We start from the raw sequence: 12,376 nt of genomic DNA on the forward strand, positions 1-12,376 counted from the left end.
GAGAGCCCCGTGGAGACATGCCATGCGCATCCTGATAGCGGAAGATGACCAGGTGCTGGCCGACGGCCTGCTGCGCACACTGCGCGGCAATGGCTATGCGGTGGACCAGGTCGGCAGCGGCACCGAGGCCGACGCGGCGCTGGCCTCCCACGAGTTCGACCTGGTGATCCTGGACCTGGGCCTGCCGCGCATGCATGGCCTGGAGGTGCTGCGCAAGCTGCGCGGCCGCGGCTCGTCGATGCCGGTGCTGATCCTCACCGCCGCCGACTCGGTCGAGCAGCGCGTCAAGGGGCTGGACCTGGGCGCCGATGACTACATGGCCAAGCCCTTCTCGCTGCAGGAGCTGGAAGCGCGCGTGCGCGCCCTCACCCGGCGCGGGCTGGGCACCGCCTCCAGCGTGATCAAGCATGGCCCGCTCACCTTTGACGCCACCGGCCGCGTGGCCTACATCAACGACCAGATGATCGAGCTCTCGGCACGCGAGATCTCGCTGCTCGAGGTGCTGCTGCAGCGCGCCGGCCGCCTGGTCAGCAAGGACCAGCTGGTGGCGCGCCTGTGCGAATGGGGCGAAGAGGTCAGCAACAACGCGATCGAGGTCTACATCCACCGCCTGCGCAAGAAGATCGAGCAGGGCCCGATCCGCATCGCCACCGTGCGCGGCCTGGGCTACTGCCTCGAGAAGATCGCCGCGTGACCGGCATCGGGCGCGGCTGAGCGGGCATGCGCGTCTTTCCGCCCCTCGTCGCCCCGGGCCCGGCGCCGCGCGAACAGCACTCGCTGTTCGGCGAGATCCTCGACTGGATGCTCGCCCCGCTGCTGCTGCTGTGGCCGATGAGCGTGGCCCTGACCTGGCTGGTGGCGCAGAACATCGCGGCCCGGCCCTATGACCGCGACCTGGGCCAGCTGACCCGGATGATCGCCCAGCAGATGGCGGTGGAGTCGGTCGCGGCAGCGCCCAACGCGCCGCTGAAGCTGCCCGAATCGGCCGCCGCGCTGCTGCGCAGCGATGATGTGGACCGCGTCTACTTCCAGGTCCTGGGCCCGCGCGGCGAGCTGCTGGCCGGCGACCGCGAGCTGCCGCCGCCGGACCTGGAGCGGCTGGTGGTGGGCGAGCTGGCCTTTCGGGACGAGTCGCTGCAGAACGAGTCGGTGCGCATCGCCGCGCTGCGCCCCGGCAGCCACCCGCGGGTGCTGCTGGTGCAGGTGGCCGAGACGCTGGACAAGCGCTCGCGCCTGGCCACCGAGATCATCAAGGGCGTGATCCTGCCGCAGTTCGTGATCCTGCCCTTGGCGGTGCTGCTGGTGTGGTTTGCGCTGGCGCGCGGCATTGCCCCGCTGAACCAGCTGCAGCAGCGCATCCGCCAGCGCGAGAGCGGCGACCTCAGCCCGATCGACGAGCACGACGCGCCCGAGGAAGTGGCGCCGCTGGTGCGCTCGATCAACGACCTGCTGGCGCGGCTGGACCAGTCGATGGCCACCCACAAGCACTTCCTGGCCGATGCCGCGCACCAGCTGAAGACGCCGCTGGCCGGCCTGCGCACCCAGGCCGAGCTGGCCCAGCGCGAGATCGACGCCGGCTCCGACCCGAAGTCGGTCAAGCGCTCGCTGCAGCAGATCTCGCTGAGCAGCCAGCGCGCCGCGCACATGGTCAACCAGCTGCTGTCGATGGCGCGCGCCGAGGACCAGGAGCAGGCGCGGCGCCAGCAGGCCTACAGCCTGGTGCGCCTGGCGACCGAGACGGTGCAGGACTTCGTGCCCAAGGCCATGGACAAGCGCATCGACCTGGGCTACGAGGGGCCGGAAAGCGCCGACGGCGCACCGCGCCTGACCGGCCAGCCGCTGCTGGTGCGCGAGGCGATCCGCAACCTGGTCGACAACGCCCTGCAGTACACGCCCGAAGGCGGCACGGTCACCGTGCGCATCACGCCCGACCCCTTTGGCCAGGTGGTGGTGCTGGAGGTCGAGGACAACGGTCCGGGCATCCCCGAGGCCGAGCGCGAACTGGTGCTGCAGCCCTTCTACCGGGCGCTGGGCACCGAGGTGGATGGCAGCGGCCTGGGCCTGGCCATCGTCAAGGAGATCGCCGAGCGGCATGGCGCCGAGCTGAGCATCTCGGCGGCGCGGCTGGCGCCGGCGGGCGAGCGGCCGGGCGCGCGCTTCACGCTGCGCTTTCCGGTGCAGGCCGAGCCGCCGCCGGACGCAGGCGGCACCTGAAGCACCCATGATGAAGCGCCCATGAAAAAGGAGCCCGAAGGCTCCTTTCGCGGCTGGCGGCGCGCCCTGCAGCAGGGCGCGGCGTCAGATCACTGCTGACCAGCGGCCTTGGTGGCGCGGCTGGCGGGGGCGCCGGCGGTCCAGGTGCCCGAGTTGACCGGGGTGCCGGTGCCGTCGGCGCGCTCGATCGCCCAGGTGCCGTCGTCACGGATGATGAAGGTCAGGGCGGCGGAGCCGGTGAACACGACACCGTAGGCGGTGACGATGTAGGCCGGGCCTTGGGTCTTGACCTTGCCCATGAAGCCGTGCACCGGGTCGGTGACGCAGCCGATCGACGAGCCGGAGACGGTGCCGTCACCGTTCTTCGTGAAGGTCATGCCGTCGCAGTAGCCGTCGAAGGAGATGTCCTTCGGGATGGCGGCTTGGGCGAACGAGGTCAGGGCGGCGAGCGACAGGCCGAGGAGGATCTTGGTCTTCATGCGTTACTCCGTTGGGTAGGACTGCACGGTGTGTGCAGTTGTGCGCATCGTGCGCCGCCGCCCCTCTTGACAACATCCCCTGCCCTGGGGGGGGCGAATCTCCTGGAGAACGCCGTTCACCGATACCTGTCGCTCGAATGGGCGACAGCCCGGCGTTCAGCTCTGCATCAGCCGGCGGCTGCGCGCGATCGACATCAGCATGCCCAGCGCCAGGCCCAGCGTGGTCATCGCCGTGCCGCCGTAGCTGATGAAGGGCAGCGGGATGCCCACCACCGGCAGGATGCCGCTGACCATGCCCATGTTGACCATGGCGTAGGTGAAGATCGACAGCGTGATCGCCCCGGCCAGCAGCCGGGTGAACAGCGTGGGTGCCTCGGCGGCGATCGTCAGGCCGCGCAGCAGCACGAAGCTGAAGGTGGCGATCAGCGTCAGCACGCCCAGCAGGCCGAACTCCTCGGCGAAGGCGGCGAAGATGAAGTCGGTGGTGCGCTCGGGGATGAACTCGAGGTGGGTTTGCGTGCCCTGCATCAGGCCCTTGCCGGTCAGGCCGCCCGAGCCGATCGCGATCATCCCCTGGATGATGTGGAAGCCCTTGCCCAGCGGGTCCTTGCTGGGGTCGAGCAGCGTGCACACGCGGTGCTTCTGGTAGTCGCGCAGCAGCGGCCATTTCACGTCAGGCTCGCAGATCGCGTCGCCGAAGGTGACCAGCGCCGCCACGCCCACCGCCGCGGCCAGCACCACCGGCACGATCAGCCGCCACGACAGGCCGGCGAAGAAGATCACGTACAGGCCGCCGCTGAGGATCAGGATCGCCGTGCCCAGGTCGGGCTGCTTGACCACCAGCCCCACCGGCACCAGCAGCAGCACGCCGGCGGCGATGAAGTCCAGCGTGCGCAGCTGCCCCTCGCGTTTCTGGAACCACCAGGCCAGCATCAGCGGCATCGCCAGCTTCAGGATCTCGCTGGGCTGGATCACGATGCCCAGGTTCAGCCAGCGCGTCGCCCCCTTCTTGGTGATGCCGAACAGCGCCGTGGCGATCAGCAAGGCCAGCCCCAGCGTGTACAGCGGCACCGCCAGCTGCATCAGGCGCTGCGGCGAGACCTGCGCCACCGCGAACAGCACCAGCCCGGCGATCAGCATGTTGCGGCCGTGGTCGACGAAGCGGGTGCCGTGGTCGAAGCCGGCCGAGTACATGGTCACCATGCCCAGCACCGCCAGCACCAGCAGGCCCAGCATCAGCGGCAGGTCAAAGCCGCTGAACACCGGCCGCAGGCGCTGCCACAGCGACGGCCGCTCGAACACCACGCTCATCGTGCACCTCCGCTGGCCGCACCCGCCGGGGAGGCCGACGCTGCCGACACCGGCGCCGGCGGCGCCGAGGCGGCCGGGCCCGCCACCAGCAGCGAGGCGTTGCTGGCGGTGGGCAGCGGCACGTTGTCGACCGAACGGGCCGGGCCCATCGGCGCCGCCGACTGGCCCTTCTGGGTGGCGGCAATGTCGTCGGCGTTGGGGTACTGGCCCAGCAGCACGTAGTCGAACACGCGCCGCGCGATGGGTGCCGCGGCGGCCGCGCCCCAGCCGGCGTTCTCGACGATCAGCGCCAGCGCGATGCGCGGCTGCTCCAGCGGCGCGAAGGCCACGTACAGCGAGTGGTCGCGCAGGTGCTCGGCCACGCGCGCCGCGCTGTACTTCTCGTTCTGGCGGATGCCCACCGCCTGCGCGGTGCCGGTCTTGCCGCCGCTCTGGTAGGGCGCGCCGGCGAAGACGCGGGCCGAGGTGCCGCCGATCGTCACGCCGTTCATCGCCTGCAGCACCACCTGCACCTGCTCGGGGCGCAGCGGCAGCGGCTCCAGGGTCTTCTTCTCGACCGGGCGGCGCTCGCGCGAGACCAGGTCCTCGACCTCGCGCACCAGGCGCGGCTCGAAGCGCTGGCCGCCCGAGGCCAGCGTGGCCATCGCGCTGGCCATCTGCAGCATGGTGAAGCTGTTGTAGCCCTGGCCGATGCCCAGCGAGATCGTCTCGCCGGCATACCACTTGCGCTGCTCGGGGCGCTTGTAGGTGCGGCGCTTCCATTCGGTGGAGGGCAGGATGCCGGTGACCTCGCCCTCCAGGTCGATGCCGGTGCGCCGGCCGAAGCCGAAGGGCGAGAGCTGGTCGTGGATCAGGTCCACCCCCATCTCGTTGGCCAGCGTGTAGTAGTAGACGTTGCTCGACTCGACGATCGAGCGGCGCATGTCCATCGCGCCGCCGCGCTCGTTCTCGGGGCTGCCGTAGCGGTGGCCGCCGAACATGAAGTAGCCCGGGTCGTTGATGATCACCGAGGGGCTGCGCTTGCCCGAGTTCAGCGCGGCGATCGCCATGAAGGGCTTGTAGGTCGAGCCCGGCGGGTAGGTGCCACGCAGCGCGCGGTTGAGCAGCGGCTTGTCGATCGACTCGTTGAGCTCGCGCCAGTTCTCGACGTCGATGCCGTCGACGAACAGGTTGGGGTCGAAGGTGGGCTTGCTGACGAAGGCCAGCACCTCGCCGTTGCGCGGATCGATCGCCACCAGCGCACCGCGGCGGCTGCCGTACAGCTCCTCGATCAGCGCCTGCAGCTTGATGTCGATCGACAGCACCAGCGTGTTGCCCGGCGTGGCCGGCAGGCTGTCGAGGCGGCGCACCGCGCGGCCGCCGGCCGAGGTCTCGATCTGCTCGAAACCGGTGGTGCCGTGCAGCTGGCTCTCGTAGGCCTGCTCCAGGCCCAGCTTGCCGATGTACTCGGTGCCGCGGTAGTTGGCCTGGGTTTCCTCGTCCCAGTCCTCCATGGCCTGCTTCTCGGCCTGGTTGATGCGGCCGATGTAGCCGATCAGGTGGCTGGCCAGCTCGCCGTAGGGGTAGTTGCGGAACAGCCGCGCCTTCACGTCGACGCCGGGGAAGCGGTAGCGCTGCGCCATGAAACGCGCCAGCTCCTCGTCGGTCAGGCGGTTGCGGATCGGCAGCGACTCGAAGCTCTTGCTCTCGTCGAGCTGGCGCTTGAAGCGGCGGCGGTCGCGCGGCTGGATGTCGATGAACTCGGCCAGCGCGTTGATCGTGGCCTCCAGGTCATCGACCTTGGAGGGCGTGATCTCCAGCGTGTAGGCGGTGTAGTTGGTGGCCAGCACCACGCCGTTGCGGTCGATGATGCGGCCGCGGTTGGGCACGATCGGCACCACCGCGATGCGGTTGTTCTCGGCCCGCGTGGACAGCTCCTCGTGGCGCAGCACCTGCAGGTAGACCAGGCGCGCCACCAGCAGCGAAAAGCCGATCAGCACGAAGGCCGCGGCGGCGAACACGCGCAGCCGGAAGCGGTCCAGCTCGCGCTCAAGATTGCGTAACTCCGTCATGCGCGCTCGCCGGAGGCGTTCACAGCGGCCGGTTCTCGTCCGGGTCCGGCGGGCGGCGCTGCGGCGCCAGCAGCAGCCAGCTGGCCACCGGCCACAGCAGGGCCTCGGCCACCGGCGCCAGCAGCAGGCTCCAGCCGGGCAGGCCGTCGCCGGCGGCCAGGCGCACCAGCAGCGTCACCAGGTGGGCGGCGGCGAACAGCGGCAGCACGTGCAGCACCTGCTCGGCCAGGCTGAACCACAGCACGCGACGGTGGATGGTGATGGCCAGGAAGGACAGCAGCGTGTAGGCCAGCGCATGCTGGCCCAGCAACGCGCCCTGGTGCACGTCGACCAGCAGGCCGAAGACGAAGGCGGCGATCACCCCCACGCGGCGCGGCTGGTGCACGTTCCAGAACACCAGCACCAGCGCCACCAGGTCGGGCAGCGCCGGGTGCGGGCCCAGCGGCACCATGTTCAGCAGCAGCGCCATCACCAGCGTGAACCACAGGAAGACGGGGTTGACCGGCAGCAGCAGCTGGTCCGAGCCACGCGGCATGATCATCAGCGGCGCCCTCCCCGGTGCGGCTTGGACGCGCCCCGCTCGGGCTCGGGCGGCTGCGGCCGCGGCGGCTGCTGCGCCGCCAGCGGCTCCAGCACCAGCACGTGGCGCACGCCGTCGGGCAGCGCGGTGGGCGCCAGCGTGATGCGGGCGAAGGCCGAGTCGCTGCGCCGGTCCACCGCGGTGACGCGCGCCACCTGCAGGCCCGAGGGATAGACGCCATCGACGCCGCTGGTGGTCAGCACGTCGCCGGTCTGCACATCGTCGTTGCCGGCCATGAAGCGCAGCTCCATGGTGTGGCCGGTGCCGCTGCCGAAGGCGGCGCTGCGGTGCTCGGTGCGGGCATTGAGCACCGGGATCGCGGCGTCCTTGTCGACCAGCAGGGTCACCTCGGACGACAGCGGGTAGACACGGGTCACCTGGCCCAGCACGCCGTCCTCGTTGATCACCGGCGAGCCGGCGACGATGCCGTGCTGGCTGCCGCGGTCCAGGAAGACCTTGCGCGAGAACGGATCGGGCGCCTCGTAGAGCACCTCGGCCGCCTGCGACCTGACGGTGACCGCCGGGCGCAGCTCCAGCAGCGCGCGCAGGCGCTCGTTCTCCTGCGTCAGGCGCTCGACGCGTGAGGAGCGCTCGGCCTGCTGGGCCAGCCGCGCCTCCAGCGTCTGCACCTGGCCCAGCGCGGCCTGCAGGCCGCCGGCATAGTCCAGCGCCGCGCGCCAGCCCGCCACCGGCAGGTCGAGCAGGCGCACCGCCGGCAGCAGCAGCGTGGCCATGGCGGCGCGCAGCGGCTGGGTCATCGTGAAGCGGGCGTCGGCCGCCATCAGGAACAGCGCCAGCGCCGTGCACAGCACCAGCTTCGTCAGGGCCGAGGGGCCCTGGCGGAAGAAGGGTGGCGGGGTGCGGTCGAGGGTGCCCAGCATGCTGCCTCAGGCGCGGTTCGGGGGGCGGGGGTGGAAGCGAAGAAGCCGGCCCCGTGTGTGACGTGCCGGCTCCTGCATCGGGGGCTGCGCCTTATTCGCTGGTGAAGATCGAGCCCAGGCGCTCCATGCGCTCCAGCGCCATGCCGCAGCCGCGCACCACGCAGGTCAGCGGGTCCTCGGCCACCAGCACCGGCAGGCCGGTTTCCTCGGCCAGCAGGCGGTCCAGGTCGCGAAGCAGCGCGCCACCGCCGGTGAGCATCATGCCGCGCTCGGCGATGTCGGCGCCCAGCTCGGGCGGGGTCTGCTCCAGCGCGTTCTTCACCGCGCTGACGATCTGGTTGAGCGGGTCGGTCAGGGCTTCGAGGATCTCGTTGGACGAGATCGTGAAGCTGCGCGGCACGCCTTCGGAGAGGTTGCGGCCCTTGACCTCCATCTCCTTGACCTCGGAGCCGGGGAAGGCGCTGCCGATCTGCTTCTTGATGGCCTCGGCGGTGGGCTCGCCGATCAGCATGCCGTAGTTGCGGCGGATGTAGTTGATGATGGCTTCGTCGAACTTGTCGCCGCCCACCCGCACGCTGCCCTTGTAGACCATGCCGCCCAGCGAGATGACGCCCACCTCGGTGGTACCGCCGCCGATGTCCACCACCATCGAGCCCGAGGCCTCCGACACCGGCAGGCCGGCGCCGATCGCGGCGGCCATCGGCTCCTCGATCAGGTAGACCTCGCTGGCACCGGCGCCCAGCGCCGATTCGCGGATCGCACGGCGCTCGACCTGGGTGGAGCCGCAGGGCACGCAGATGATGATCCGCGGGCTGGGCTTGAGCACCGAACGCGGATGGACCATCTTGATGAACTGCTTGAGCATCTGCTCGGTCACCGTGAAGTCGGCGATCACGCCGTCCTTCATCGGGCGGATGGCCTCGATGTTGCCGGGCACCTTGCCCAGCATGGCCTTGGCCTCGTGGCCCACGGCCTGGATGGTCTTCTTGCCGCTCGGGCCGCCTTCGTGGCGGATCGAGACGACCGAGGGTTCATCCAGGACGATGCCCTTGCCGCGCACGTAGATCAGCGTGTTGGCGGTACCCAGGTCGATGGCGAGGTCGGTGGAGAAATAGCGGCGCAGCGAAGCGAACATGGAACAAGCGTCAGGTCAGGGCGGCCCCGAGGCGAACCCCTGCAGCCTCTTCGGGCAGCACAGCGGGTCCATCGGCCAGGGGGCGATGCATGAATCGGGTGGGGCGGCAATGGTGGCTGTCGGCCGGCGATACGACATTGCCGGCACCCGCGCCACGGGCGGTTGTGGATAACCGGAGATAATACCGCATCACCCCCTGCTCACCCGGGGCGGCTGCCCGATTTTTACGCACGGCAACCGGCACTTTCCGGCGGTTTCCAGGCCACACAGGGCCGGACCGCCAGGCGCCAATTCACCCGCATCGACCATGGCACTCTCTCCCGAGGACGTGGACCGCATCGCCCACCTCGCGCGGCTGGAACTCTCCAGCGCCGAGCAGCAGGCGATGCTCACGCAACTCAACGGCTTCTTCGACATCGTCGCGCAGATGGGCGCGGTGGACACCAGCGGTGTCGAGCCCCTGTTCACCCCGCTGTCGGCGGCGATGGACGTGCACCTGCGCCTGCGCGAGGACGCCGTCACCGAGCCCAACCAGCGCGAGGCCAACCAGCGCAGCGCCCCGGCCGTCGAGAACGGCCTGTTCCTCGTGCCCAAGGTGATCGAATGAGCGCGCCGCTGCACACCCTGGGCGTGGCCGCCGCGTCGCGCGCGCTGGCGGCGGGCGAGGCTTCCAGCGTCGAGCTGACCACCGCGCTGCTGGACCGCGCCGAAGCGCATGCACAGCTGGGCGCCTTCCTGCACCTGGACCGCGACAGCGCGCTGGCCGCCGCGCAGGCGGCCGACGCGGCGCGTGCCGCCGGCCAGGCCGGGCCGCTGACCGGCGTGCCGATCGCCCACAAGGACATCTTCGTCACCGCCGACATGCCCACCACCGCGGGCTCGAAGATGCTGGCGGGTTACCGCAGCCCCTTCGATGCCACCGTGGTGGCCCGCCTGAAGGCCGCCGGCACGGTGAGCCTGGGCAAGCTGAACTGTGACGAGTTCGCGATGGGCTCGGCCAACGAGAACTCCGCCTTCCAGCCGGTGAAGAACCCCTGGGACACCACCCGGGTGCCCGGCGGCTCCTCGGGGGGTTCCGCCGCCGCGGTGGCCGCGCGCCTGATTCCGGCCGCCACCGGCACCGACACCGGCGGCTCGATCCGCCAGCCGGCCAGCTTCTCGGGCCTGACCGGCATCAAGCCCACCTACGGCGTGTGCAGCCGCTACGGCATGATCGCCTTCGCCTCCAGCCTGGACCAGGCCGGCCCGATGGCGCGCAGTGCCGAGGACTGCGCGATGCTGCTGTCGGCGATGGCCGGTTTTGACGAGCGCGACAGCACCAGCGCCGAGCGCCCCGCGCCCGACTACCTGGCGCTGATGAACACGCCGCGCGCCGGCGCCACCGCGTCGCAGCCGCTGAAGGGCCTGCGCATCGGCCTGCCGGCCGAGTTCTTCCCGGCGGCGCTGGCGGCCGATGTGAACGGCGCGGTGCGCGCCGCGCTGGCCCAGCTCGAGCAGCTCGGCGCCACCCTGGTGGATGTGAGCCTGCCGCGCACCGAGCTGTCGATCCCCGTCTACTACATCATCGCCCCCGCGGAGGCCAGCTCCAACCTGAGCCGCTTCGACGGCGTCAAGTTCGGCCACCGTGCGGCGAAGTACGACGACCTGCTGGACATGTACCGCAAGACCCGCGCCGAGGGCTTCGGGCCTGAGGTCAAGCGCCGCATCATGATCGGCACCTATGTGCTGAGCCATGGGTACTACGACGCCTACTACCTGCAGGCGCAGAAGCTGCGCCGCATGATCGCCGACGACTTCCAGCGCTGCTTCACGCAGTGCGATGTCATCGCCGGCCCGGTGGCGCCCACGGTGGCCTGGCACATCGGCGAGCAGGGCGGCGATCCGCTGCAGGCCTACCTGGCCGACATCTTCACGCTGCCCGCCAGCCTGGCCGGCCTGCCCGGCATGAGCGTGCCCGCCGGCTTCGGCGCGGGCGGCATGCCGGTCGGTCTTCAGCTGATCGGCAACTACTTCCAGGAAGGCACCTTGCTGCACGCCGCGAACGCGCTGCAGCAGGTCACCGATGTCCACCTCCGCACCCCGGAGGGCTTCTGAGATGACAACGCCCCAACTCGTGCGTGGCTACGAGGTCGTGATCGGCCTGGAGAACCACGTCCAGCTGTCCACCCAGTCCAAGATCTTCAGCGGCAGCGCCACCGCCTTCGGCGCCGAGCCCAACACCCAGGCCAGCCCGGTCGATCTGGCGCTGCCCGGCACGCTGCCGGTGCTCAACCGCGCCGCGGTGGAGCGGGCCATCCGCTTCGGCCTGGCGGTGGGCGCCAAGGTGGCGCCACTCAGCATCTTTGCCCGCAAGAACTACTTCTACCCCGACCTGCCCAAGGGCTACCAGATCAGCCAGTTCGAGATCCCGGTGGTGCAGGGCGGCCACGTCGAGTTCTTCGTCGGCGAGACGAAGAAGACGGTCCGCCTGACGCGCGCCCACCTGGAAGAGGACGCGGGCAAGAGCCTGCACGAGGACTTCCACGGCCAGTCGGGGATCGACCTGAACCGCGCCGGCACGCCGCTGCTGGAGATCGTCTCCGAGCCCGACATGCGCTCGGCCCAGGAGGCGGTGGAGTACGCACGCACACTGCACGCGCTGGTGATGTGGCTGGGCATCTGCGACGGCAACATGCAGGAGGGCTCGTTCCGCTGCGACGTGAACGTGTCGGTGCGCAAGCCCGGCGCGCCCTACGGCACGCGGCGCGAGATCAAGAACCTCAACAGCTTCCGCTTCCTGGTGGATGCGGTCAACTACGAGGTCAACTGGCAGATCGACGAGATCGAGGACGGCCGCAGCATCCAGCAGGCCACGGTGCTCTACAACCCCGACAAGGGCGAGACCCGGGCGATGCGCAGCAAGGAGGACTCGGCCGACTACCGCTACTTCCCCGACCCCGACCTGCCGCCGCTGGTGATTGCCTCAGAGTGGGTGGAGCGTGTGAAGGGCGAGATGCCCGAGCTGCCCCGCGCGATGGCCGAACGCTTCGTCGCCCAGGACGGCCTGCCGGCCTACGACGCGACGATGATGACGCAGAGCCTGGCCTTCGCCCGCTACTACGAGGCCGCGCGCGACGCCTGCCGCCAGCCCAAACTGGTGGCCAACTGGCTGATGGGAGAGGTGAGCAAGCGCCTGAACACCGAAGGCCGCGACATCGCCGACGCCCCGGTGGCCCCCGCCACGCTGGCCGCGCTGATCAGCCGCATCCAGGACGGCACGATCAGCAACAACGCCGCCAAGCAGGTGTTCGAGGCACTGTGGACCGGCGAGGGCACGGACGTCGACGCGATCATCGAGGCCAAGGGCCTGAAGCAGATGAACGACACCGGCGCGCTCGAAGCCATCGTCGCCGAGGTCATCGCCGCCAACCCGAAGTCGGTCGAGGAGTACAAGGCCGGCAAGGACAAAGCCTTCAACGCCCTGGTCGGCCAGGTCATGAAGGCCTCCAAGGGCAAGGCCAACCCGGCGCAGGCCAGCGAGCTGCTGAAGGCCAAGCTCAACTGAACGCGGACGGCGGCTTGCTGCCCACAGCGGCCGTTGGCCGCTGTGGGCCAAGGCCCCGAACGTTGGGCTCCCCCCAGCCCCCCTCCAAGAGGGTGGCTCCAGTCAGAACCACAAAAGGTGGTGCGCCAAGCGTGCCAGCGCCACGCCGGCCGGCAGGCCGGCCCGAAGCTCATGCTGGAGC

At 70.2% G+C, this 12,376-nt stretch carries 11 protein-coding genes; 5 read left to right on the forward strand and 6 right to left on the reverse strand.

Features of this window, described 5'->3' with window-relative positions; translation table 11 throughout:
- The first annotated feature begins 22 nt into the window (after positions 1-22).
- Both KAK07_RS09265 and KAK07_RS09270 read left to right on the forward strand, forming a co-directional pair.
- Positions 23-694: a response regulator gene (locus KAK07_RS09265; protein ID WP_210803635.1), complete on the forward strand. Its 672-nt coding sequence runs from the start codon at positions 23-25 to the stop codon at positions 692-694.
- Between the two features lie 26 nt (positions 695-720).
- A complete protein-coding gene (locus KAK07_RS09270; RefSeq protein WP_210860387.1) occupies positions 721-2,214 on the forward strand; it encodes a sensor histidine kinase in 1,494 nt (497 codons plus the stop codon).
- Between the two features lie 89 nt (positions 2,215-2,303).
- Here the strand turns inward: KAK07_RS09270 and KAK07_RS09275 are convergent, their stop codons facing one another.
- From KAK07_RS09275 to KAK07_RS09300, 6 genes are all read right to left on the reverse strand, one after another.
- Positions 2,304-2,693 (reverse strand): hypothetical protein, encoded by a 390-nt coding sequence (locus tag KAK07_RS09275; protein ID WP_210860390.1) that lies wholly within the window; start codon positions 2,691-2,693, stop codon positions 2,304-2,306.
- Positions 2,694-2,849: 156 nt separating this feature from the next.
- Positions 2,850-4,004 carry a rod shape-determining protein RodA gene (gene rodA, locus KAK07_RS09280; protein WP_210860391.1) on the reverse strand — a complete coding sequence of 385 codons (1,155 nt, stop codon included), beginning with the start codon at positions 4,002-4,004 and terminating at the stop codon, positions 2,850-2,852.
- Complete coding sequence (gene mrdA, locus KAK07_RS09285) at positions 4,001-6,055, reverse strand: penicillin-binding protein 2 (RefSeq protein ID WP_210860393.1); 2,055 nt, start codon at positions 6,053-6,055, stop codon at positions 4,001-4,003. The genes rodA and mrdA overlap by 4 nt, the downstream gene beginning before the upstream one ends.
- 19 nt (positions 6,056-6,074) lie before the next feature.
- Positions 6,075-6,596, reverse strand: coding sequence for a rod shape-determining protein MreD (gene mreD, locus KAK07_RS09290; RefSeq protein ID WP_210856327.1), 522 nt, complete (start codon positions 6,594-6,596; stop codon positions 6,075-6,077).
- Positions 6,596-7,516 carry a rod shape-determining protein MreC gene (gene mreC / locus KAK07_RS09295; RefSeq protein ID WP_210856326.1) on the reverse strand — a complete coding sequence of 307 codons (921 nt, stop codon included), beginning with the start codon at positions 7,514-7,516 and terminating at the stop codon, positions 6,596-6,598. Before mreC ends, mreD begins: the two co-directional genes overlap by 1 nt.
- A 91-nt stretch (positions 7,517-7,607) precedes the next feature.
- Positions 7,608-8,651: a rod shape-determining protein gene (locus tag KAK07_RS09300; protein WP_210856325.1), complete on the reverse strand. Its 1,044-nt coding sequence runs from the start codon at positions 8,649-8,651 to the stop codon at positions 7,608-7,610.
- Between the two features lie 307 nt (positions 8,652-8,958).
- On the opposite strand from KAK07_RS09300, the gene gatC reads away from it, so the two are divergent.
- From gatC to gatB, 3 genes are read left to right on the forward strand one after another with little or no spacing between them, the layout of a single operon-like run.
- Positions 8,959-9,258 (forward strand): Asp-tRNA(Asn)/Glu-tRNA(Gln) amidotransferase subunit GatC, encoded by a 300-nt coding sequence (gene gatC, locus KAK07_RS09305; protein WP_210856324.1) that lies wholly within the window; start codon positions 8,959-8,961, stop codon positions 9,256-9,258.
- Positions 9,255-10,745: an Asp-tRNA(Asn)/Glu-tRNA(Gln) amidotransferase subunit GatA gene (gene gatA / locus KAK07_RS09310; protein WP_210860395.1), complete on the forward strand. Its 1,491-nt coding sequence runs from the start codon at positions 9,255-9,257 to the stop codon at positions 10,743-10,745. The genes gatC and gatA overlap by 4 nt, the downstream gene beginning before the upstream one ends.
- A gap of 1 nt (position 10,746) precedes the next feature.
- Positions 10,747-12,195, forward strand: coding sequence for an Asp-tRNA(Asn)/Glu-tRNA(Gln) amidotransferase subunit GatB (gene gatB / locus KAK07_RS09315; protein WP_210860398.1), 1,449 nt, complete (start codon positions 10,747-10,749; stop codon positions 12,193-12,195).
- Positions 12,196-12,376 lie beyond the last annotated feature (181 nt).

It is taken from the genome of Ideonella alba, from assembly GCF_018069875.1.
In the GTDB taxonomy this organism is placed as follows: domain Bacteria; phylum Pseudomonadota; class Gammaproteobacteria; order Burkholderiales; family Burkholderiaceae_C; genus Ideonella; species Ideonella alba.

What these genes read in the sequence shown, in the direction of transcription:
- KAK07_RS09265 (WP_210803635.1), top strand. Translation starts at nt 23, where the DNA reads ATGCGCATCCTGATAGCGGAAGATGACCAGGTGCTGGCCGACGGCCTG.
- KAK07_RS09270 (WP_210860387.1), top strand. Translation starts at nt 721, where the DNA reads ATGCGCGTCTTTCCGCCCCTCGTCGCCCCGGGCCCGGCGCCGCGCGAA.
- KAK07_RS09275 (WP_210860390.1), bottom strand. Translation starts at nt 2,693, where the DNA reads ATGAAGACCAAGATCCTCCTCGGCCTGTCGCTCGCCGCCCTGACCTCG.
- rodA (WP_210860391.1), bottom strand. Translation starts at nt 4,004, where the DNA reads ATGAGCGTGGTGTTCGAGCGGCCGTCGCTGTGGCAGCGCCTGCGGCCG.
- mrdA (WP_210860393.1), bottom strand. Translation starts at nt 6,055, where the DNA reads ATGACGGAGTTACGCAATCTTGAGCGCGAGCTGGACCGCTTCCGGCTG.
- mreD (WP_210856327.1), bottom strand. Translation starts at nt 6,596, where the DNA reads ATGATCATGCCGCGTGGCTCGGACCAGCTGCTGCTGCCGGTCAACCCC.
- mreC (WP_210856326.1), bottom strand. Translation starts at nt 7,516, where the DNA reads ATGCTGGGCACCCTCGACCGCACCCCGCCACCCTTCTTCCGCCAGGGC.
- KAK07_RS09300 (WP_210856325.1), bottom strand. Translation starts at nt 8,651, where the DNA reads ATGTTCGCTTCGCTGCGCCGCTATTTCTCCACCGACCTCGCCATCGAC.
- gatC (WP_210856324.1), top strand. Translation starts at nt 8,959, where the DNA reads ATGGCACTCTCTCCCGAGGACGTGGACCGCATCGCCCACCTCGCGCGG.
- gatA (WP_210860395.1), top strand. Translation starts at nt 9,255, where the DNA reads ATGAGCGCGCCGCTGCACACCCTGGGCGTGGCCGCCGCGTCGCGCGCG.
- gatB (WP_210860398.1), top strand. Translation starts at nt 10,747, where the DNA reads ATGACAACGCCCCAACTCGTGCGTGGCTACGAGGTCGTGATCGGCCTG.